Source organism: Acinetobacter venetianus RAG-1 = CIP 110063 (assembly GCF_000368585.1).
In the GTDB taxonomy this organism is placed as follows: domain Bacteria; phylum Pseudomonadota; class Gammaproteobacteria; order Pseudomonadales; family Moraxellaceae; genus Acinetobacter; species Acinetobacter venetianus.
In genome coordinates, this window is record NZ_KB849557.1 from 435,797 (window position 1) to 454,210 (window position 18,414).

Here is an 18,414-nt window from a genome sequence, read left to right on the forward strand (position 1 = left end):
ATTAAAGGATCAGAGTTTAAGAAAAATTCATTTTTTCCGTATAACCAAAAAACTTAATTTAAGTAATATGTGTAAAGTATGAAAAATATGTTAATCACAATGAATGTATAAATAATTTGTTATAAAATTTTGATGTAAATAGAAAGCTCAATACACTCACATACAAAGCATCGAGTTAACCTTTAGCAATCATAATGTTATAAAACAAGCTGTTAATAGAGTATAAACAATTGATTCCAAATTTATCTGCCGAAATCATACCTGCAAAATCTGCTGCTGGAATTAACTTAGGATTAGATTTCAACACTTTTAGAGCAATATCCGATTATCAAATCATTCATGATTATAATGAATCTGAAAACCTCTGTTATGAGAAAGATAAGTGGCTGATTTTATATCGGAATTTAATACTACCATGGGGAGAGTCCATTAATGAAATATGTTGTTACTGGAATAAAACCGTCACTCTAACATTCAATGCAGATACCCAAAAATTAGAATTCATCTATGTAGCAAAGGGGTATCAAGGAAAGTTATTAGGCTTATTAGGAATAGGTGATAGATTAGATTCGGTCAAAAACCAATATAATTTTTATTTTGAAGGTGACAGGCACTATCTTGAATTTACAGAAGATAGCAATCAAGCTGGTGAAATTATTCCTGTGGAGATTGAAACAAACTATAGAATAGCATACTCAGCAGAACATTCAGATCAGTTCATTGAAGCTTTCTTGATCTACTTACCCCTTAGTGAAAGAAATCATTGAAACCTAATTAAGTCATTTAAATAGACCATACAGCCCTTTTAAATATCACTTCACACAATATCCAAGCAATAAAAAAGGTCGGTTATTACACCGACCTTTTTGAACAACTGAGCTGCTCTTGTATAGAAGTATTATTTTACTTCACGATCTACAAGTTCAACGTAAGCCATCGGTGCAGCATCACCTGCACGGAAGCCCGCTTTAAGAACACGTAGATAACCGCCGTTACGCTCTTTGTAACGAGGGCCAAGAACGGTAAATAATTTACCAACAGTTGCTGCAGAACGAGTACGAGCAAACGCTAAACGACGGTTTGCTACTGTATCGTTTTTAGCTAAAGTGATTAAAGGCTCAGCAACGCGGCGAAGTTCTTTCGCTTTAGGCAAAGTTGTTTTAATTAACTCATGCTCAACTAAAGCATTCGTTAAATTTTGGAACAACGCCTTACGGTGGCTGCTTGTACGGCCTAATTTCACACCACTATTACGATGACGCATGGTGATAGTCCTACTTAATTAACGGCTACGATAGGCAAATCGGTCATCCATACGGAGACTAGCTGGTGGCCAGTTCTCTAAACGCATGCCGAGTTGTAAACCTTTCGATGCCAAAACATCTTTGATCTCTGTTAACGATTTTTTACCTAAGTTAGGAGTTTTTAACAACTCAACTTCTGTACGTTGAACAAGATCACCAATGTAGTAAATATTTTCTGCCTTCAAACAGTTAGCAGAACGAACAGTAAGCTCGAGATCATCTACTGGACGAAGCAAAATTGGGTCAACTTCTTCGCGAGGTTCTTGAGCAACAGGAGTTTGATCTTTCTGAAGGTCAACAAAGATTGCAATTTGTTGTTGCAAGATTGTTGCCGCTTTGCGGATTGCTTCTTCAGGATCAACAGTTCCGTTAGTCTCAAGATCGATCACTAACTTATCAAGATCGGTACGTTGTTCCACACGAGCATTTTCTACTGTGTAAGAAACACGCTTGATCGGGCTATATGAAGCATCTAACTGTAAACGACCTACTGGACGTGTTTCACCTTCTGGGAAGCGTGAGTCAGATGTTTCATAACCACGACCTTGAGCAACTTTAAGGCGCATTTTTAATGAACCAGTTGAACTCAAAGTACCAATTAAATGATCAGGATTAACCACTTCAACATTATGAGGTAAACGAAGATCAGCAGCTGTTACATCACCTGCACCTTGTTTCTCTAATGTTAAATATGCTTCATTTTGATCGAACAGCTTAATAGACAATCCTTTTAGGTTCAGCAAGAGCTCGACGATGTCCTGCTGCAAGCCTTCTAAAGTACTGTACTCGTGCTCGACACCTTCTATTTCTACTTCAACCACAGCAGCGCCAGGTAAAGAAGACAATAGAATGCGACGTAAAGCATTGCCTAGAGTATGACCAAAGCCACGCTCCAAAGGTTCCAGAATCACTTTTGCCGAGGTCCCGCTCACCGCTTCGACCTTGATCGCTTGCGGAGTTAGAAACTCGTTTGCAGTACGCGTCATTTATTGCTACCTCAAGGATTATTTAGAATACAATTCTACAATCAAGCTTTCGTTGATTTCAGCAGGTAAATCAGAACGATCTGGTGCAGCTTTGAACGTACCTTCTAACTTAGAATGGTCAACTTCCATCCAAGCTGGGGTACCACGTTGAGCAGCTAACTCAATTGCATTTTTAATACGCAATTGTTGCTTAGCACCTTCATGAACTGCAATTACATCGCCCGCTTTAACTTGAATAGACGCAATGTTTACACGACGACCATTTAAAGTAATAGAACGGTGACTTACTAACTGGCGAGCTTCTGCGCGTGTAGAACCAAAACCCATGCGATAAACTACGTTATCAAGACGGCTTTCAAGCAATTTCAACAAGTTCTCACCTGTTGCGCCTTTAACACGAGCTGCTTCTTTATAGTAATTACTAAATTGACGCTCTAACACACCGTACATACGACGTACTTTTTGTTTTTCACGTAATTGTAGTGAGTACTCAGATTGCTTACCACCGCGTGCCTGACCATGTTGACCAGGTGCTTTGTTAGCTTTTTTAGTTTTGACGTCAAATGGTTTAACGCCAGATTTAAGTTGCAGGTCTGTCCCTTCGCGGCGAGAGAGTTTGCATTTTGGACCAATATAACGAGCCATGAATGTTTCTCCTTACACGCGACGTTTTTTAGGTGGACGGCAACCGTTGTGAGGAATTGGAGTCACATCGGTAATGCTGTTAATCTTATAACCCACTGCGCCTAATGCACGAACCGCAGACTCACGACCTGGACCAGGACCTTTTACAAGGACGTCTAGGTTTTTCAAACCGTAATCCAAAGCTGCTTTACCAGCAACTTCAGCAGCTACCTGAGCAGCGAACGGAGTTGATTTACGTGAACCACGGAAGCCTTGTCCACCTGAGGTAGCCCAAGCCAATGCATTACCTTGACGATCGGTAATCGTTACAATGGTGTTATTAAAAGACGCGTGAATGTGTGCAACACCTTCAGAGACGGTACGAGTGACCTTCTTGCGTGTGCGAGTATCTTTAGCCATCTTTTAGCTTCCAGAAATCTTACTTTTTAATCGGTTTGCGCGGACCTTTACGGGTACGTGCGTTAGTTTTGGTGCGTTGTCCGCGAACAGGCAAGCTGCGACGATGACGAAGACCGCGGTAGCAGCCTAAATCCATTAAACGTTTAATGTTCATGGAAATTTCGCGACGTAAATCACCTTCGGTCGGAACCTTAGCAACTTCTGCACGAATCGCATCAAGCTGAGCATCATCTAATTCACGAATCTTTGTAGTTTCAGTGATACCTACAGCAGCTAAGATATTCTTAGCAGTGTGGCGACCGATACCAAAAATATACGTGAGAGAGATAACAGCATGCTTGTTATCCGGAATGTTTACACCGGCAATACGAGCCATTCAATTTTCTCCAAAAAGGCAGTTAAGATAATCAACCGCCCCACAAAAATCTTGAGGGGCGGATAATAACCTAATTAGCCTACTGAAATCAACAGGTCTTAATTAAATTAACCTTGACGCTGCTTATGACGAGGTTCTGCGCTACAAATTACGCGAATAACCCCATTACGACGGATAACTTTACAGCTACCACAAATTTTCTTTACAGAAGCTTGTACTTTCATGATGAAAACCTCTAAGTGCGCTTATCCCTGAGGATGAGCAGTCGTTTTTCTCATTAACGTTTGATTATCATATTGATGCGAAGTTAAGTGCGCTTGAAGTTGCGCCATAAAGTCCATCACTACAACAACTACGATCAGCAACGATGTTCCACCCAAATGGAATGGAATACCGAATGAACTTTGTAGAATCATTGGCATTAAACATACAACAGTGATGTAAATTGCACCAATAAACGTCAAACGGTTAAGAATATGATCTAAATAACGAGCCGTTTGCTCACCTGGGCGGATACCAGGCACATAAGCTCCACTGCGCTTTAAATTCTCTGATACTTCTTTCGGACTAAAAACAAGTGCCGTATAAAAATAACAGAAGAAAATAATTAACGCGCCAAAGAGCATTAAATATAACGGCTGTCCAGGCGATAATACCAATGCCAAGTCTTGCAGACTACGTTTTACAATCCCTGCATTTGGATCAGCACTACCTAACCATTGACCCAAGCTCGCTGGAAATAATAACAATGAGCTTGCGAAAATCGCAGGAATAACACCTGCCATATTAATCTTTAATGGCAAATGTGTTTGCTGTGCAGTAAATACACGACGACCTTGTTGTTTCTGAGCATAGTTTACTGGAATACGACGCTGTGCTTTTTCAATAAACACGATCGCAGCTAAAACAGCTAGTGATAATAAACCAAATACAACTAAACCAATTAAACTACCTTGACCATTCTGCACTGATGTAAATGACTGAATCACCAAGTTTGGCAAACCAGCAACAATACCTGCAAAAATGATCATTGAGATCCCGTTACCAACACCACGTTCGGTAATCTGTTCACCCAACCACATCAAAAACATTGTGCCTGCAACTAAAGAAGTTACAGCTGGAATATAAAATGCAAGGCCTGAGGTTAAGGTAATACCTTGACTGATCAAGCCTGCACACATCCCTACACCTTGCACAAGTGCAAGTAGCAAAGTGCCGTAGCGTGTGTATTGATTGATTTTACGTTTGCCTTGCTCGCCTTCTTTTTTCAAAGCTTCTAGCGAAGGAACTACCGTAGACATTAACTGCACGATAATCGATGCAGAAATGTAAGGCATGATACCAAGCGCTAGAATCGACATACGTTCTAATGCACCGCCAGAGAACATGTTAAATAAACCTAAGAAGGTACCTTCATTAGCTTTAAAAAACCGTGCTAGCGCCACATTATCAATACCCGGCAACGGAATATGCGCTCCTAGTCGAAAGACCAACAACGCGCCAATCAAGAACATTAATCGGCGGATAATTTCACGATATTTCACATGAAATGGCTGACCTTTCATCATGTTAACATGACCTGAAGAACTAGGAGTCATAGACACTCGAGATTACTCCTCGACTTTACCGCCAGCAGCTTCAACAGCTGCTTTAGCGCCTTTAGTCAACGCAACACCTTGTACAGTGAATGCACGAGTGATTTCACCAGAAAGCACGATGCGAGCACGAATTTGGTCACGACGAACAACATTCGCAGCTTTTAAAGTTTCAAGGCTAACTACGTCGCCTTCAACTTTATTTAACTCAGACAAGCGTACTTCAGCAGTTTTCAAAGCGATTTGGCTAGTGAAGCCGAATTTAGGTAAACGACGATATAACGCTGTTTGACCACCTTCAAAGCCTGGACGAGTACCACCACTTTTACGTGAGTTTTGACCTTTGATACCACGACCACCAGTCTTACCAACGCCAGAACCGATACCACGGCCTAGACGACGGTTTTCACGCTTTGCACCTTCTGCAGGTGAAAGTTCATTTAAACGCAGAGTCATGGCTTATTCCTCTACACTAACCATATAGTAAACTTTGTTGATCATACCACGGTTAGAAGGCGTATCTTGCACTTCTACAGTATGACCAATACGACGCAGACCTAGACCTTGTAAGCAAAGTTTATGATTTTTTAAACGATGCGAAGAAGATTTAGTCTGGGTAACTTTAATCGTTTTCATGATTGATTACCCTTGAATTTGTTCTACTGAAAGACCACGTTTCGCAGCGACTTTCTCAGGAGAAGTCATATCACGCAAACCTTTAAAAGTTGCGTTTACTACGTTAGCAGCATTAGTAGAACCATAACATTTAGCAAGTACGTTATGTACACCTGCAGCTTCAAGAACAGCACGCATAGCGCCACCAGCGATTACGCCAGTACCTTCTGAAGCAGGTTGCATGTATACACGGCTTGCACCATGACGAGCATTCACAGGGTGTTGTAAAGTAGTACCCGCGAGGTCTACAGTAATCATGTTACGACGAGCAGCTTCAAGTGCTTTAGAAATAGCAGCTGGAACTTCACGTGCTTTACCACGACCAAAACCTACACGACCGTTACCATCGCCCACAACAGTTAATGCTGTGAAAGAGAAGATACGTCCACCTTTAACAACCTTGGCTACACGATCAACGGCAACCAGCTTTTCAACGAGACCTTCGTTTTGTTCAACTTTCGCCATGATTAGAACTCCAAGCCGCCTTCACGAGCAGCATCAGCCAAGGCTTTGATACGACCATGATATTTAAAACCAGAACGGTCAAATGCAACTTTAGTAACACCAGCTGCTTTAGCACGTTCTGCGATCAAAGCACCAACTTTCGTCGCAGCTTCAACATTACCAGTAGTACCACTACGTAAAGATGCATCCAAAGTAGAAGCTTGCGCTAAAACTTTGCCACCATCTGCTGAAATAACTTGAGCATAGATGTGACGCGGCGTGCGGTTTACACACAAACGAGTCGCACCCAATGCACGAATGTGCAAGCGTGTGCTTTTCGCACGACGCAAACGGGTTTGTTTCTTTTCGTTCATAAGAACCTCGCGCCTTATTTCTTCTTAGCTTCTTTACGAAGAATAACTTCATCCGAATAACGAACACCTTTACCTTTATATGGTTCAGGAGAACGGTATGCACGGATTTCCGCTGCCACTTGACCTAACAACTGCTTGTTTGCTGATTTCAAAATGATTTCAGTTGCAGTTGGAGTTTCCGCTGTTACACCTTCAGGTAAAGCGTAGTCAATTGGGTGTGAGTAACCGAGTGCAAGGTTCACAACTGAACCTTTAACTGCAGCTTTATAACCAACACCAACGAGCTGTAACTTACGTTCGAAGCCTTCACTAACACCTTTTACAAGGTTATTCAATACAGCGCGAGCAGTACCAGCTTGCATCCAAGCGTCTTTCGACTCTTTAGCTGGAGCAAGTTGAAGTTTACCTTCTTCCTGTTTTAGCTCGACCAGCGCATGCAGGTTGAAAGACAATGTACCTTTGCTGCCTTTCACTTCGACCTGCCGGCCGTTCTGAGTAACTGTTACACCATTAGGTACAGTTACTGGGGCTTTAGCCACACGAGACATGAGGAATCACCTATTAAGAAACAAAAGCAATAACTTCACCACCGATGCCCGCAGCACGTGCAGCGCGATCAGTCATGATGCCTTTGCTTGTAGAAACAATTGCAACGCCTAAACCTTGCTTAACGCTAGGAAGTTTATCTTTACCACGGTATTGGCGAAGACCTGGACGGCTTACGCGCTTAACCATTTCGATAACTGGCTTGCCTTCGAAATATTTTAACGTAATAGTCAAAGTAGATTTAGTGTCTTCTTGAACCACTTCTACATTTGAAATATAACCTTCTTGTTGAAGTACGTTTGCAATTGCAACTTTCAACTTAGAAGAAGGCATAGAAACAGTTTGTTTCTTTGCCATTTGTGCGTTACGAACACGTGTTAACATGTCGGCAACGGTATCTTGCATACTCATTTAGTCGCTCCTTACCAGCTTGCCTTAACAACGCCTGGTACATCACCCTGCATTACTGTGTCACGTAATTTGTTACGGCTTAAACCGAACTTACGGAAGTAACCATGAGGACGACCAGTTAAACCACAGCGGTTACGAAGACGTACTGGAGATGCATTACGTGGCAATGCTTGTAACTTTAACATCGCTTCGAAACGTTCTTCGTCACTTGCGTTTACATTTGCAATAACAGCTTTTAATTCAGCACGTTTTGCAGCGTATTTTGCAACTGTCTTTTCGCGTTTCAATTCGCGATTAATCATACCTTTCTTAGCCATATCGACCTCTTATTTGAACGGGAAGCCGAATGCACGCATAAGCGCACGGCCTTCGTCATCGCTACGAGCAGTTGTCGTAATCGTGATGTCTAAACCACGGATACGATCAATTTTGTCAAAATCGATTTCAGGGAAAACGATTTGCTCTTTTAAACCCATAGAGTAGTTACCACGACCATCAAATGATTTCGCAGAGAAACCACGGAAGTCACGGATACGAGGGATTGCGATCGAGATCAAACGATCCAAGAATTCGTACATTTGGTCGCCGCGTAAAGTAACTTTACAACCGATCGGCCAACCATCACGGATTTTGAAACCTGCGATTGATTTACGAGCAAGAGTCACAACTGGTTTTTGACCAGCAATGAGTTGCATGTCAGCAACAGCACCATCTAATAATTTCTTATCAGTTGCAGCTGCGCCTACACCCATGTTAAGGGTGATTTTAGTGATGCGTGGAATATCCATCACGTTCTTAACGCCAAGTTCTTCTTTTAACTTCGCTTTAAGTTCGTCATTGTAACGTGCTTTAAGTCTGGCCATTGCCTTTTCAACCTATTACTTCGCTGCCGCCACTGATTCACCATTTGATTTATAAACACGAGTTTTCGCGCCATCAATCACTTGGTAACCAACACGGTCAGCCTTTTGGGTTGTAGCATTAAAAATTGCCACGTTTGAGATATGAAGCGTAGCCTCTTGAGTAACGATACCGCCTTCAGCGCCAGTTACACGGTTTGGCTTTTGGTGCTTCTTCACTAAGTTAAGACCTTCGACCTTAACTCGATCTTCAGAAACAGACAAAACAGTACCCTGTTTGCCTTTTTCTTTACCTGCGATCACGATTACTTGATCGCCTTTTTTAATCTTAGCCATGATTGCCTCTTATAGAACTTCAGGAGCCAATGAAATGATTTTCATGAACTGTTCAGTACGAAGTTCACGAGTCACTGGTCCGAAGATACGAGTAGCAATCGGAGCTTTGTTGTTATTCAAAATAACAGCTGCGTTATCGTCGAAACGAATAACTGAACCATCTGGACGACGGATGCCGAATTTTGTACGAACAACTACAGCATTCATCACGTCACCTTTTTTAACACGTGCGCGTGGGATTGCTTCTTTTACAGTAACTTTAATAATGTCGCCAACAGAAGCATAACGACGATGTGAACCACCAAGTACTTTAATACATTGTACGCGGCGTGCACCACTGTTGTCTGCTACGTCGAGCATACTTTCGGTTTGAATCATTGCCCTACTCCAAAACCGAGCATCACCGGTCACAATTTCGAAAGGCTCAAAGAGTACTCGAAATTGTCCGATGATGCAACAAGAACGTCTAATTACTCAGCAGCAGCTTCAACTACTTCCACTAAAGTCCAAGCTTTAGTTTTAGAAATTGGGCGGCTTTCTTTGATGGTCACTAAGTCGCCAGTTTTAGCAACATTGTTCTCATCGTGAGCGTGTAATTTAGTTGAACGGCGGATTGATTTGCCATACAACGGGTGTTGAACGCGGCGTTCAATAAGCACAACAATAGACTTGTCCATTTTGTCGCTTACGACTTTGCCGGTTAACGTGCGGACTGTTTTTTCACTCATTGTCCGTTCCCCTGTTTTTCGGTAAGGAGTGTCTTGATACGAGCAATTGTCTTACGAGCAATTTGCACTTCATGCGATTTGCCTAATTGACCAGTTGCTTTCGCCATACGAAGACGGAATTGGTTAAGCTGTTGCTCATCAAGCAAAGCCTTCAACTCTTCTACCGATTTTTCACGTAGATCTTTAGTTTTCATTACATTACCGTCCGAGTCACGATAGTGGTTTTAAACGGAAGTTTAGCAGCAGCTAAAGCAAATGCTTCACGCGCTAACTCATCGTTAACACCTTCAATTTCGTACAGGATCTTACCTGGCTGGATCTGACAAACCCAGTATTCCACGCTACCTTTACCTTTACCCATACGAACTTCTAATGGTTTTTCGGTAATTGGTTTGTCCGGGAATACGCGGATGAAGATTTTACCACCACGCTTAATACGACGGCTGATGGTACGACGGCAAGCTTCAATCTGACGAGCAGTCATACGACCACGTTCAGTTGCTTTAATTGCAATCGAACCAAATGATACTGTACTACCACGATGCGCTAGACCAGTGTTACGGCCTTTGTGCACTTTACGGAATTTGGTACGTTTAGGTTGCAACATGGATTATTCTCCCTTGTCAGCAGCACGGTCATTGCGACGACCACGACGCTCTTGACCTTCACCACGACCACGACCACGTTTAGCTGGACGCTCTTCAGCAGGAGCAGGGTTCATGACTTGTTTCATGCCACCTAAGATCTCGCCACGGAAAATCCAAACTTTAACACCGATCGTACCGTAAGTAGTTTCTGCACGGAAAGTAGAGTAGTCGATATCCGCACGAAGTGTATGCAAAGGTACACGACCTTCACGATACCATTCAGTACGAGCAATCTCTGCACCACCTAAACGGCCAGAAACTTCAACTTTGATACCTTTAGCGCCAGCACGCATCGTGTTTTGAACCGCACGCTTCATAGCACGACGGAACATAACACGCTTTTCTAATTGAGAAGCAATTGCTTCAGCAACTAAACGAGCGTCTAAGTCAGGGCGATCGATTTCGTTGATGCTAACTTGCGCAGGAACACCCATAATGTTAGTGAGTTCGCGCTGTAATTTTTCAATGTCTTCGCCTTTTTTACCGATAACGATACCAGGACGAGCAGTGCTAATCGTTACTTTAGCAGCGCCAGTAGGACGTTCGATAAGAATATTGCTTACCATCGCGTTCTTAAGTTTTTTAGTTAAAAACTCACGAACTTGAAGATCTTTAAGCAAGTATTCAGCGTATTGTTTCGGATTCGCATACCAGTTAGCGTTATGGCGTTTCACAACACCTAGGCGGATACCGATTGGATGAACCTTCTGACCCATATCAAACCCCTACCTTAACGGTGATGTGACAAGTACGCTTAGTAATACGATCTGCACGGCCTTTAGCACGTGGCATGATACGTTTAAGGCTCATGCCTTCATCAACGTAAATCGTAGTTACTTTAAGGTCATCAACATCTAAGCTGTTGTTGTGTTCAGCATTCGCGATTGCAGATTCAAGTGCTTTTTTAACAAGCACAGCTGCTTTCTTGTTGCTGAAGTTTAAAATGTCTATCGCACGTGCAACCGACTTACCACGGATCAAATCAGCAACTAAACGTGCTTTTTGTGCCGAGATAGCGGCACCGCGTAATTTAGCAGTTACTTCCATCATAGCACCTATTAACGTTTAGACTTCTTATCAACACCGTGACCACGATAGGTACGAGTTGGCGCGAATTCACCCAATTTATGACCAACCATGTGCTCAGTAACAATTACTGGAACGTGGTTACGGCCATTGTGAACAGAAATTGTTAAACCAACAAAGTCTGGAAGGATCATTGAACGACGTGACCATGTTTTGATCGGCTTACGGTTGTTAGCAGCAATCGCAGCTTCAACCTTAGCGAACAAATGCGCGTCGACGAATGGACCTTTTTTTAATGAACGAGGCATTATTCAGATTCCCTTACTTGACGCGACGGTCGCGAATAATCATCTTAGTCGTACGCTTGTTGGTACGTGTCTTGTACCCTTTAGCTTTTTGACCCCATGGACTTACAGGTTGAATACCTTTACTACGTCCTTCACCACCACCGTGCGGGTGATCTACCGGGTTCATCGCCATACCACGAACGGTAGGACGAACACCACGCCAGCGCGCAGCACCAGCTTTACCCAATGAACGAAGGTTGCTTTCTTGGTTAGAAACTTCACCAATTACAGCGCGACATTCAACGTGAACTTTACGCATTTCACCAGAACGTAAACGAACGATAGCGTAAGAACCATCACGACCCAACAATTGAACTGAAGTACCAGCAGAACGCGCTAATTGAGCACCTTTACCGATTTTAAGTTCAAGATTGTGAAGTGTAGAACCGATTGGCATGTTACGAAGTGGTAAGCAGTTACCTGGACGAATTGGAGCATCGTTACCAGATTGAACTTTATCACCAGCACGTAAGCCTTTCGGCGCAATGATGTAACGACGCTCACCGTCAGCATATTTCAACAAAGCAATATGAGCTGTACGGTTAGGATCGTATTCGATGCGCTCAACAGTCGCTGGAATACCATCTTTGTTACGTTTAAAATCTACGATACGGTAGTTTTGCTTATGACCACCACCCACGTGACGTGTAGTGATGTGACCATTGTTATTACGACCACCAGTACGTTTTTTAGCTTCTACCAACGGTGCATAAGGAGCGCCTTTGTGAAGGTGGTCATGAACCACTTTCTCTACAAAGCGACGTCCTGGAGACGTTGGCTTACATTTTTGAATAGGCATAGTTTTCGTCCTTATTCCGCTGCGTTTTCAGCGGTATCGCCCAAGTCAGCCATTTCAACATCTTGGCCAGCTTTCAGGGTGACGTATGCTTTTTTAACATCAGAACGACGTCCTAATGTACGACCAAAGCGTTTTGTTTTACCTTTAGTGATCGTTGTATTTACTTTCACAACTTCAACACCAAAGAGTTGCTCAACTGCTTTTTTGATTTCAAGTTTATTTGCATTTAATGCAACTTTAAATACTTGAACACCAGCAGTATCACCTAAAACTTGCGCTTTTTCTGAGAATACTGGTCCTTGTAGGACTTGATATAAACGTTCGTTGTTCATCCGAGTTCTACCTCAATTTTCTTAGCAGCAGCTACAGACATGACAACTTTATCGAATGCGATCAAGCTAACAGGATCAATTGCAGTTGCATCAACCACATCAACGTGTGGAATGTTGCGCGCTGCAAGATACAAGTTCTCATCTACAGCATCTGTAACGATCAATGCACGAGTTGCATTCAAGTCGTTCAATTTAGCAAGCAATTCTTTAGTCTTAGGAGCTGCAACAGCAAACTCTTCAACTAATACAAGACGATCTTGGCGAACAAGTTCAGCTAAGATACATTGCATTGCACCGCGGTACATCTTACGGTTTACTTTTTGAGACCAATCTTGTGGACGAGCAGCAAAAGTTTTACCACCACCAACCCAGATCGGGCTACGAATAGAACCCGCACGAGCGCGACCAGTACCTTTTTGACGGAATGGCTTCTTACCACCACCAGAAACGTCTGCACGTGATTTTTGAGCACGAGTACCTTGACGACCACCAGCTAAGTAAGCTGTAACAACTTGGTGTACAAGAGCTTCGTTAAATTCACGACCAAAAGCAACTTCTGATAATTCAACCGCAGCGCCAGAAACAGTTTTTAAATTCATTCTATTTCACCTTACGCTTTGATGGTAGGACGTACAATCACGTCACCATTCGTTGCACCAGGGATTGCACCTTTAACAACTAAAACAGAACGTTCAGCGTCAATAGATACGATTTCAAGACCTTGAACTGTTACGCGTTCATCACCTAAGTGACCAGCCATTTTCTTGCCTTTGAACACGCGACCAGGTGTTTGGTTTTGACCTGTAGAACCTAATACACGGTGAGATACAGAGTTACCATGAGTAGCATCTTGCGTACGGAAGTTCCAACGCTTAACACCACCTTGGAAGCCTTTACCTTTAGACTGACCAGTTACGTCAACAATTTGACCAACTGTGAACAAGTCAACACCGATAGAACCACCAACTTCACGGCCTTCAAGCTCAGCTTCAGTAACACGGAACTCTTTAACTAAACGACCAGCAGCAACACCCGCTTTAGCGAAGTGACCTTTCTGAGCGTTAGTTACGCGCGATTCGCGACGTTCACCAGTAGTTACTTGAATTGCTTGATAACCATCAGTCTCAAGTGTTTTGATTTGCGTAATGCGGTTTGGATCGACTTCGATAACTGTAACAGGTACAGATACACCAGCATCTGTAAAGACGCGAGTCATACCACATTTGCGACCGACTAAACCAATAGCCATGTGCATAAACCTCTAATAAAGCGGCCTAATTAACTTAAACGTTAATCAACCGAAAGCCTTAACCCAAAGCGATCTGAACATCTACACCAGCAGCAAGATCCAACTTCATCAATGCATCAACAGTTTTATCTGTAGGTTGAACGATGTCGATCAAACGTTTATAAGTGCGGATTTCATACTGGTCACGAGCGTCTTTGTTGACGTGTGGTGAAGTAAGAACGTTGAAGCGTTCGATGCGAGTAGGCATCGGGATTGGACCACACACTTGTGCGCCAGTACGCTTAGCGGTTTCTACGATCTCTTGAGCAGATTGATCGATCAGACGATGATCAAAAGACTTCAAACGGATACGAATTCTCTGGTTAGACATACCAGTAAACTCCAAGCCAAATATATAAAGAATCACCCATGACGCACCTCACCATTTGGCAAGTGTCAAGGGCAGTGAAATTCACTAAGGTCGTGATCGATGCCACGACTGTAATGCGTTAACTACTTTCTTCGTAGAAAACGCCCTCCATTTGAGGGTCGCTTATTATAACTATTGTTTAAGTCTTATGCAATTCTTCTTTTAATTTTTTAACTTTAAAGTTTTGTTAAGCACTTACTACATATTCAATCGCTTGGTTTAACAACGTATTCCCCTGCTCAAATTTAGTTTGATTTGATCGTTTTAAATCACTCATTGACTGAACATACTCTCCATCAAAAATTGCCAAGTCCTCTTCATTTTCAATTAATAGCTGTAAAGCATGCGGTGTCATTTCAGGATGAAATTGAAACCCCAATACATTTCGACCAATTTGATAGAGTTGATTACGGCATACTTTATTTTCAGCCAAACGCACACCGCCTTTTGGAATTTCAAAAGTTTCACTATGCCATTGCATGATATTAATCTTTTCAGGGATCTGAAAGCATTCTTCTGGAATATGTGAAGCTCTACCAACATCCATCCAACCTAATTCCTGATGACGATTACGGCTCACCGCAGCGCCTAATGCATTTGCTATAAGTTGTCCACCAAGGCACAAACCGATTGCAGGCTTACCTGCCGCTAAATAACGACGTAACCATCTTTTTTCTAGTTTTAACCATGGATAATTCGCTTCATCATTCACACTCATGGTTCCTCCCATGATAATGAGTAAATCAACTTCATCCACTCGAGGTAATGCTTCTAGCTCTAATGGCAAATCTACAGGTAAGGCAAAAAATTCGGTTGCCGTAATCTTTGCCTTATGTGCCTTTAAGAAGTCATAACAACTCCCATAACCTTCGCCTGCAATGTGCTGAAAATAATGCACTCTTAAATGCGACTTCATGCGCTCAAACCTATTATCGTTAGAATGATAAGTAAGTCTTAGCAAAAATAAAGCCAGTTTTTCTCCAAGCGCTTTATCTGTAACGATTCTGTACAAAAGATGCAAACCACTGGCAGCTTTTGTTATTTTCTCTTAACCTAAATTATTATATTGCTTTGATTTTGCACCATGACTAAACATAAGAATGCACAAACTGATTTAATTCATGCACCACGAACAGCTCCTCAATATATAGAAACGATTCAACCTCCCCTATATCGTGCGTCGACCATTATTTTTAAAAGCACATCGCACCTTTTTGATCGTCACTGGACCGATCGCTATGATTATAGTTACGGCACACATGGGACACCGACAACATTTACTTTAGGCGACAACATCGCTCAAATCGAAGGCGGCATTTTCAGCTTACTTGCGCCTAGTGGTCTATCTGCAATTAATTTGGTCAATAGCACTTTATTAAGTTCAGGTGATGAAGTCTGGGTAGCCGACAACATTTATGGGCCTAACCTTGAGCATTTAAACAACCTACAAGATCGTTACGGTATTTCCGTCAAAATTTATAATCCTATTGATGCCGATAGCTTTCAGCCTACTGAAAAAAGCAAACTTATTTGGCTAGAGGCAGCGGGTTCAGTGACACTCGAATTTCCTGATCTAAAAAATTTAGTCAAAAAAGCACAACAAGCTAATGTCATCACTGCCTTAGACAATACTTGGGGAGCTGGTCTAGCATTTAATGCATTTGATTTTTCAGATGAACATTTATCAGTAGATTTAACTGTGCATGCACTCACCAAATACCCAAGCGGTGGCGGCGATATTTTAATGGGTTCAGTAGTGACCAGAGATCAACAATTACATCACAAGCTTTTCAAAATGCATGCGACGCAAGGCATCTGCGTTTCAGGAGATGATAGCGCCCAAATCCAACGTAGTTTGGCACATATGTCGCTACGTTATGACCATCAATCGCTTAATGCAATCAAAGTCTTAGATTGGTTAAAACAGCAACCGCAATTTAGCCAGATATTACACCCAAGCTTAAACAATGCTGCGGGTCATCAATTTTGGGCCGAAGTTTGTACTACAGGTAAAAGTGCAGGTTTAGTAAGTGTTATTTTTAAGCCAGATTATGATTTAACAGCTGTCCGTAAATTTTGCGACAGCCTCCAATTATTTAAACTGGGTTTTAGCTGGGGTGGGCCTGTGAGCTTGGCGATGCTCTACGATTTAAAACAGATGCGTTCGCTTAGCAATACACATTTACAACAAGGTTTATTGGTTCGCTTCTGTATAGGACTAGAACATCCAGAAGATTTAATTCAAGATATTCAAAACGCATTAAAACAGCTCGAATGAAATCAAAAATAGGTGAAGAATGAATACACCAATTGTTATTGCTAAGAAAACTACAGATACAACACAAGATATCGTTTTACATTCACAATTTGCAAACCGACATGGCTTGATTGCAGGCGCGACGGGTACGGGTAAAACCGTCACACTCAAAGTTCTTGCTGAAAGCTTTTCGCGTCTTGGTGTGCCTGTATTTTTAGCCGATGCCAAAGGTGATGTTTCCAGTCTTGCAAAAGCAGGAACAAGCAGCCCTAAATTTGATGAGCGCTTGAAACTTTTAGGCATAGAGTCAGTTCCATTTGCAGCTTCACCTGTGATTTTTTGGGATTTATTTGGCCAACAAGGACACCCCATTCGCACAACGATTTCAGAAATTGGTCCACTATTATTAGCTCGGATGCTGAATCTAAATGACACGCAAGAAGGTGTGCTATCAGCAGTCTTCAGAATTGCAGATGATCAAGGCCTATTGCTCATCGACTTTAAAGATTTAAAAGCTATGCTGACCTATGTCAGTGAAAATGCGGCTGATCTTAAAGCAGAATATGGCAACCTCTCACCTGCAAGTCTTGGTGCAATCCAACGCAACTTACTGGCGCTTGGCGATCAAGGGGGCGAACAATTCTTTGGTGAGCCGAGCCTCAATATTTTAGATTTCATTCAAACCGATTCGAATGGTCATGGCTATATTAATATTTTAGCTGCTGACAAACTCATGAACACCCCCAAGCTTTATGCCACATTCCTACTTTGGATGCTCTCTGAACTTTTTGAACAGCTACCCGAAGTCGGTGATATGGATAAACCTAAACTGGTATTTTTCTTCGATGAGGCGCATTTACTCTTTGACAATGCCAGCCAAAATTTACAAGAAAAAATTGAGCAAGTGGTTCGCCTGATTCGTTCTAAAGGGGTTGGGATTTACTTCATCACCCAAAATCCACTCGACTTACCTGAAAGCGTCTTAGGACAACTTGGTAACCGTGTACAGCATGCGTTAAGAGCATTCACACCAAAAGACCAAAAAGCAGTAAAGACCGCTGCAGATACCTTTCGCGCTAACCCAGATTTTAAGGTTGATCAAGCGATCACTGAACTTGCTGTCGGTGAAGCACTGATTAGCTGCTTAGATGAACAAGGTACGCCACAAATTGTAGAACGCGGCTGGGTTATGCCCCCCTACTCCGCATTTAACCCAATTACACCTGAAGAGCGACAAGTGATTATTGCGCAAAGCATTGTGGCGGGTGTCTATGATCAAGCGGTAGATCGTGATAGCGCTTATGAATTACTACAACAGAAAGTACTTCAACAAGCTCAACAAAAAGAAGCTGATGCTCTCGCTAAACAGCAAAGTAAAGAACAAGAAATTTTAGCCAAACAACAAGCAAAAGAACAAGAACGTTTTGCTAAAGAGCAGCAAAAAGCGGCGGAGAAAGCACAACGTGATCGCGAAAAATTAACACAAGATATTGTTGGAACATTCGCCAAAAGTGCGGCAAGAAGCTTAGGCGGCAGCACAGGTCAAAAAATTGTGCGTGGCTTGCTCGGTTCACTATTTGGCAAGAAATAAAAGCTTTTCCAATGATTAATCAAGGGATAATTTATTATCCCTTATTTTTTTTATGGAATTTATTCTAAGATGTATTGC

Annotated in this window: 31 protein-coding genes and 1 pseudogene; 3 read left to right on the forward strand and 29 right to left on the reverse strand. The window is 42.2% G+C overall.

Annotation, left to right across the window (positions count from 1 at the left end; all coding sequences use genetic code 11):
* Nucleotides 1–230: 230 nt before the first annotated feature.
* Nucleotides 231–767, forward strand: a complete 537-nt coding sequence (locus tag F959_RS03490; RefSeq protein ID WP_004877610.1) for a hypothetical protein — start codon at nucleotides 231–233, stop codon at nucleotides 765–767.
* Nucleotides 768–898: 131 nt separating this feature from the next.
* On the opposite strand, the gene rplQ is transcribed toward F959_RS03490, so the two are convergent.
* The 29 genes and pseudogenes from rplQ to F959_RS03635 all read right to left on the reverse strand — a co-directional run bounded on the left by rplQ (nucleotide 899) and on the right by F959_RS03635 (nucleotide 15,404).
* Entirely contained in the window at nucleotides 899–1,264 is a 366-nt protein-coding gene (rplQ, locus tag F959_RS03495) for a 50S ribosomal protein L17 (RefSeq protein ID WP_004641032.1), read from the reverse strand.
* A gap of 18 nt (nucleotides 1,265–1,282) precedes the next feature.
* Nucleotides 1,283–2,290 (reverse strand): DNA-directed RNA polymerase subunit alpha, encoded by a 1,008-nt coding sequence (locus F959_RS03500; RefSeq protein WP_004657700.1) that lies wholly within the window; start codon nucleotides 2,288–2,290, stop codon nucleotides 1,283–1,285.
* Between the two features lie 18 nt (nucleotides 2,291–2,308).
* Nucleotides 2,309–2,935: a 30S ribosomal protein S4 gene (gene rpsD, locus F959_RS03505; protein WP_004877611.1), complete on the reverse strand. Its 627-nt coding sequence runs from the start codon at nucleotides 2,933–2,935 to the stop codon at nucleotides 2,309–2,311.
* Between the two features lie 12 nt (nucleotides 2,936–2,947).
* Nucleotides 2,948–3,334 carry a 30S ribosomal protein S11 gene (gene rpsK, locus F959_RS03510; RefSeq protein WP_001040166.1) on the reverse strand — a complete coding sequence of 129 codons (387 nt, stop codon included), beginning with the start codon at nucleotides 3,332–3,334 and terminating at the stop codon, nucleotides 2,948–2,950.
* Nucleotides 3,335–3,353: 19 nt separating this feature from the next.
* Nucleotides 3,354–3,710 carry a 30S ribosomal protein S13 gene (rpsM, locus tag F959_RS03515; protein WP_000090815.1) on the reverse strand — a complete coding sequence of 119 codons (357 nt, stop codon included), beginning with the start codon at nucleotides 3,708–3,710 and terminating at the stop codon, nucleotides 3,354–3,356.
* A gap of 107 nt (nucleotides 3,711–3,817) precedes the next feature.
* A complete protein-coding gene (gene rpmJ, locus F959_RS03520; RefSeq protein WP_000867907.1) occupies nucleotides 3,818–3,934 on the reverse strand; it encodes a 50S ribosomal protein L36 in 117 nt (38 codons plus the stop codon).
* A 21-nt stretch (nucleotides 3,935–3,955) separates the two neighbouring features.
* Nucleotides 3,956–5,275 (reverse strand): preprotein translocase subunit SecY, encoded by a 1,320-nt coding sequence (gene secY / locus F959_RS03525; protein WP_171056581.1) that lies wholly within the window; start codon nucleotides 5,273–5,275, stop codon nucleotides 3,956–3,958.
* 45 nt (nucleotides 5,276–5,320) lie between these two features.
* Nucleotides 5,321–5,761, reverse strand: a complete 441-nt coding sequence (gene rplO, locus F959_RS03530) for a 50S ribosomal protein L15 (RefSeq protein ID WP_004877613.1) — start codon at nucleotides 5,759–5,761, stop codon at nucleotides 5,321–5,323.
* Nucleotides 5,762–5,764: 3 nt separating this feature from the next.
* Nucleotides 5,765–5,941: a 50S ribosomal protein L30 gene (gene rpmD / locus F959_RS03535; protein WP_000849088.1), complete on the reverse strand. Its 177-nt coding sequence runs from the start codon at nucleotides 5,939–5,941 to the stop codon at nucleotides 5,765–5,767.
* A 6-nt stretch (nucleotides 5,942–5,947) separates the two neighbouring features.
* Entirely contained in the window at nucleotides 5,948–6,445 is a 498-nt protein-coding gene (rpsE, locus tag F959_RS03540; RefSeq protein WP_004657688.1) for a 30S ribosomal protein S5, read from the reverse strand.
* A gap of 2 nt (nucleotides 6,446–6,447) precedes the next feature.
* On the reverse strand, nucleotides 6,448–6,798 hold the full coding sequence (gene rplR, locus F959_RS03545; protein ID WP_004641044.1) for a 50S ribosomal protein L18: 351 nt from the start codon (nucleotides 6,796–6,798) through the stop codon (nucleotides 6,448–6,450).
* Nucleotides 6,799–6,812: 14 nt separating this feature from the next.
* Nucleotides 6,813–7,346 carry a 50S ribosomal protein L6 gene (gene rplF / locus F959_RS03550; protein WP_004877614.1) on the reverse strand — a complete coding sequence of 178 codons (534 nt, stop codon included), beginning with the start codon at nucleotides 7,344–7,346 and terminating at the stop codon, nucleotides 6,813–6,815.
* A gap of 13 nt (nucleotides 7,347–7,359) precedes the next feature.
* Nucleotides 7,360–7,755 carry a 30S ribosomal protein S8 gene (gene rpsH / locus F959_RS03555; protein WP_004877615.1) on the reverse strand — a complete coding sequence of 132 codons (396 nt, stop codon included), beginning with the start codon at nucleotides 7,753–7,755 and terminating at the stop codon, nucleotides 7,360–7,362.
* 11 nt (nucleotides 7,756–7,766) lie between these two features.
* The gene (gene rpsN, locus F959_RS03560; protein WP_004877616.1) at nucleotides 7,767–8,072 is read right to left on the reverse strand and encodes a 30S ribosomal protein S14; all 306 of its coding nucleotides are present in this window, start codon (nucleotides 8,070–8,072) and stop codon (nucleotides 7,767–7,769) included.
* A gap of 9 nt (nucleotides 8,073–8,081) precedes the next feature.
* Nucleotides 8,082–8,618, reverse strand: a complete 537-nt coding sequence (gene rplE, locus F959_RS03565) for a 50S ribosomal protein L5 (protein WP_004877617.1) — start codon at nucleotides 8,616–8,618, stop codon at nucleotides 8,082–8,084.
* A gap of 15 nt (nucleotides 8,619–8,633) precedes the next feature.
* On the reverse strand, nucleotides 8,634–8,951 hold the full coding sequence (gene rplX, locus F959_RS03570) for a 50S ribosomal protein L24 (RefSeq protein WP_004877618.1): 318 nt from the start codon (nucleotides 8,949–8,951) through the stop codon (nucleotides 8,634–8,636).
* Nucleotides 8,952–8,960: 9 nt separating this feature from the next.
* Complete coding sequence (gene rplN, locus F959_RS03575) at nucleotides 8,961–9,329, reverse strand: 50S ribosomal protein L14 (protein WP_004657680.1); 369 nt, start codon at nucleotides 9,327–9,329, stop codon at nucleotides 8,961–8,963.
* A 92-nt stretch (nucleotides 9,330–9,421) separates the two neighbouring features.
* Nucleotides 9,422–9,679 carry a 30S ribosomal protein S17 gene (gene rpsQ, locus F959_RS03580; RefSeq protein ID WP_004641057.1) on the reverse strand — a complete coding sequence of 86 codons (258 nt, stop codon included), beginning with the start codon at nucleotides 9,677–9,679 and terminating at the stop codon, nucleotides 9,422–9,424.
* Complete coding sequence (rpmC, locus tag F959_RS03585; protein WP_000849927.1) at nucleotides 9,676–9,873, reverse strand: 50S ribosomal protein L29; 198 nt, start codon at nucleotides 9,871–9,873, stop codon at nucleotides 9,676–9,678. Before rpmC ends, rpsQ begins: the two co-directional genes overlap by 4 nt.
* Nucleotides 9,873–10,286: a 50S ribosomal protein L16 gene (gene rplP / locus F959_RS03590; RefSeq protein ID WP_004641059.1), complete on the reverse strand. Its 414-nt coding sequence runs from the start codon at nucleotides 10,284–10,286 to the stop codon at nucleotides 9,873–9,875. Before rplP ends, rpmC begins: the two co-directional genes overlap by 1 nt.
* Nucleotides 10,226–11,042 (reverse strand): annotated as a pseudogene (gene rpsC, locus F959_RS03595) (30S ribosomal protein S3). The gene rplP and the pseudogene rpsC overlap by 61 nt, the downstream one beginning before the upstream one ends.
* Before the next feature lies 1 nt (nucleotide 11,043).
* Complete coding sequence (gene rplV, locus F959_RS03600) at nucleotides 11,044–11,373, reverse strand: 50S ribosomal protein L22 (RefSeq protein WP_004657676.1); 330 nt, start codon at nucleotides 11,371–11,373, stop codon at nucleotides 11,044–11,046.
* Nucleotides 11,374–11,384: 11 nt separating this feature from the next.
* A complete protein-coding gene (rpsS, locus tag F959_RS03605) occupies nucleotides 11,385–11,660 on the reverse strand; it encodes a 30S ribosomal protein S19 (RefSeq protein ID WP_004641066.1) in 276 nt (91 codons plus the stop codon).
* Between the two features lie 13 nt (nucleotides 11,661–11,673).
* Nucleotides 11,674–12,498, reverse strand: coding sequence for a 50S ribosomal protein L2 (rplB, locus tag F959_RS03610; protein WP_004657675.1), 825 nt, complete (start codon nucleotides 12,496–12,498; stop codon nucleotides 11,674–11,676).
* Nucleotides 12,499–12,509: 11 nt separating this feature from the next.
* A complete protein-coding gene (gene rplW, locus F959_RS03615; RefSeq protein WP_004877633.1) occupies nucleotides 12,510–12,830 on the reverse strand; it encodes a 50S ribosomal protein L23 in 321 nt (106 codons plus the stop codon).
* Nucleotides 12,827–13,429 carry a 50S ribosomal protein L4 gene (gene rplD / locus F959_RS03620; protein WP_004877634.1) on the reverse strand — a complete coding sequence of 201 codons (603 nt, stop codon included), beginning with the start codon at nucleotides 13,427–13,429 and terminating at the stop codon, nucleotides 12,827–12,829. The genes rplW and rplD overlap by 4 nt, the downstream gene beginning before the upstream one ends.
* A gap of 11 nt (nucleotides 13,430–13,440) precedes the next feature.
* Complete coding sequence (gene rplC, locus F959_RS03625; protein WP_004678595.1) at nucleotides 13,441–14,079, reverse strand: 50S ribosomal protein L3; 639 nt, start codon at nucleotides 14,077–14,079, stop codon at nucleotides 13,441–13,443.
* A 58-nt stretch (nucleotides 14,080–14,137) separates the two neighbouring features.
* Nucleotides 14,138–14,449 (reverse strand): 30S ribosomal protein S10, encoded by a 312-nt coding sequence (gene rpsJ / locus F959_RS03630; protein ID WP_000070912.1) that lies wholly within the window; start codon nucleotides 14,447–14,449, stop codon nucleotides 14,138–14,140.
* A 226-nt stretch (nucleotides 14,450–14,675) separates the two neighbouring features.
* Nucleotides 14,676–15,404, reverse strand: coding sequence for a type 1 glutamine amidotransferase (locus F959_RS03635; RefSeq protein WP_004877635.1), 729 nt, complete (start codon nucleotides 15,402–15,404; stop codon nucleotides 14,676–14,678).
* 168 nt (nucleotides 15,405–15,572) lie between these two features.
* Between F959_RS03635 and F959_RS03640 the strand changes: the two genes are divergently transcribed.
* Both F959_RS03640 and F959_RS03645 read left to right on the forward strand, forming a co-directional pair.
* Nucleotides 15,573–16,766: a PLP-dependent transferase gene (locus tag F959_RS03640; protein ID WP_004877636.1), complete on the forward strand. Its 1,194-nt coding sequence runs from the start codon at nucleotides 15,573–15,575 to the stop codon at nucleotides 16,764–16,766.
* 19 nt (nucleotides 16,767–16,785) lie between these two features.
* Nucleotides 16,786–18,336, forward strand: coding sequence for a helicase HerA-like domain-containing protein (locus F959_RS03645; protein ID WP_004877639.1), 1,551 nt, complete (start codon nucleotides 16,786–16,788; stop codon nucleotides 18,334–18,336).
* Nucleotides 18,337–18,414 lie beyond the last annotated feature (78 nt).

What these genes read in the sequence shown, in the direction of transcription:
- rpsJ (WP_000070912.1), bottom strand. Translation starts at nt 14,449, where the DNA reads ATGTCTAACCAGAGAATTCGTATCCGTTTGAAGTCTTTTGATCATCGT.
- rplR (WP_004641044.1), bottom strand. Translation starts at nt 6,798, where the DNA reads ATGAACGAAAAGAAACAAACCCGTTTGCGTCGTGCGAAAAGCACACGC.
- rplF (WP_004877614.1), bottom strand. Translation starts at nt 7,346, where the DNA reads ATGTCTCGTGTGGCTAAAGCCCCAGTAACTGTACCTAATGGTGTAACA.
- rplX (WP_004877618.1), bottom strand. Translation starts at nt 8,951, where the DNA reads ATGGCTAAGATTAAAAAAGGCGATCAAGTAATCGTGATCGCAGGTAAA.
- rplE (WP_004877617.1), bottom strand. Translation starts at nt 8,618, where the DNA reads ATGGCCAGACTTAAAGCACGTTACAATGACGAACTTAAAGCGAAGTTA.
- rpsD (WP_004877611.1), bottom strand. Translation starts at nt 2,935, where the DNA reads ATGGCTCGTTATATTGGTCCAAAATGCAAACTCTCTCGCCGCGAAGGG.
- rpsQ (WP_004641057.1), bottom strand. Translation starts at nt 9,679, where the DNA reads ATGAGTGAAAAAACAGTCCGCACGTTAACCGGCAAAGTCGTAAGCGAC.
- rplC (WP_004678595.1), bottom strand. Translation starts at nt 14,079, where the DNA reads ATGGCTATTGGTTTAGTCGGTCGCAAATGTGGTATGACTCGCGTCTTT.
- rplW (WP_004877633.1), bottom strand. Translation starts at nt 12,830, where the DNA reads ATGAACAACGAACGTTTATATCAAGTCCTACAAGGACCAGTATTCTCA.
- secY (WP_171056581.1), bottom strand. Translation starts at nt 5,275, where the DNA reads ATGAAAGGTCAGCCATTTCATGTGAAATATCGTGAAATTATCCGCCGA.
- F959_RS03635 (WP_004877635.1), bottom strand. Translation starts at nt 15,404, where the DNA reads ATGAAGTCGCATTTAAGAGTGCATTATTTTCAGCACATTGCAGGCGAA.
- rplP (WP_004641059.1), bottom strand. Translation starts at nt 10,286, where the DNA reads ATGTTGCAACCTAAACGTACCAAATTCCGTAAAGTGCACAAAGGCCGT.
- rplV (WP_004657676.1), bottom strand. Translation starts at nt 11,373, where the DNA reads ATGGAAGTAACTGCTAAATTACGCGGTGCCGCTATCTCGGCACAAAAA.
- rpmC (WP_000849927.1), bottom strand. Translation starts at nt 9,873, where the DNA reads ATGAAAACTAAAGATCTACGTGAAAAATCGGTAGAAGAGTTGAAGGCT.
- rplN (WP_004657680.1), bottom strand. Translation starts at nt 9,329, where the DNA reads ATGATTCAAACCGAAAGTATGCTCGACGTAGCAGACAACAGTGGTGCA.
- rpsN (WP_004877616.1), bottom strand. Translation starts at nt 8,072, where the DNA reads ATGGCTAAGAAAGGTATGATTAATCGCGAATTGAAACGCGAAAAGACA.
- rpsH (WP_004877615.1), bottom strand. Translation starts at nt 7,755, where the DNA reads ATGAGTATGCAAGATACCGTTGCCGACATGTTAACACGTGTTCGTAAC.
- rpsK (WP_001040166.1), bottom strand. Translation starts at nt 3,334, where the DNA reads ATGGCTAAAGATACTCGCACACGCAAGAAGGTCACTCGTACCGTCTCT.
- F959_RS03500 (WP_004657700.1), bottom strand. Translation starts at nt 2,290, where the DNA reads ATGACGCGTACTGCAAACGAGTTTCTAACTCCGCAAGCGATCAAGGTC.
- rplB (WP_004657675.1), bottom strand. Translation starts at nt 12,498, where the DNA reads ATGCCTATTCAAAAATGTAAGCCAACGTCTCCAGGACGTCGCTTTGTA.
- rplO (WP_004877613.1), bottom strand. Translation starts at nt 5,761, where the DNA reads ATGACTCTGCGTTTAAATGAACTTTCACCTGCAGAAGGTGCAAAGCGT.
- rpsM (WP_000090815.1), bottom strand. Translation starts at nt 3,710, where the DNA reads ATGGCTCGTATTGCCGGTGTAAACATTCCGGATAACAAGCATGCTGTT.
- rpsS (WP_004641066.1), bottom strand. Translation starts at nt 11,660, where the DNA reads ATGCCTCGTTCATTAAAAAAAGGTCCATTCGTCGACGCGCATTTGTTC.
- F959_RS03640 (WP_004877636.1), top strand. Translation starts at nt 15,573, where the DNA reads ATGACTAAACATAAGAATGCACAAACTGATTTAATTCATGCACCACGA.
- F959_RS03645 (WP_004877639.1), top strand. Translation starts at nt 16,786, where the DNA reads ATGAATACACCAATTGTTATTGCTAAGAAAACTACAGATACAACACAA.
- rplQ (WP_004641032.1), bottom strand. Translation starts at nt 1,264, where the DNA reads ATGCGTCATCGTAATAGTGGTGTGAAATTAGGCCGTACAAGCAGCCAC.
- rplD (WP_004877634.1), bottom strand. Translation starts at nt 13,429, where the DNA reads ATGAATTTAAAAACTGTTTCTGGCGCTGCGGTTGAATTATCAGAAGTT.
- rpsE (WP_004657688.1), bottom strand. Translation starts at nt 6,445, where the DNA reads ATGGCGAAAGTTGAACAAAACGAAGGTCTCGTTGAAAAGCTGGTTGCC.
- rpmD (WP_000849088.1), bottom strand. Translation starts at nt 5,941, where the DNA reads ATGAAAACGATTAAAGTTACCCAGACTAAATCTTCTTCGCATCGTTTA.
- rpmJ (WP_000867907.1), bottom strand. Translation starts at nt 3,934, where the DNA reads ATGAAAGTACAAGCTTCTGTAAAGAAAATTTGTGGTAGCTGTAAAGTT.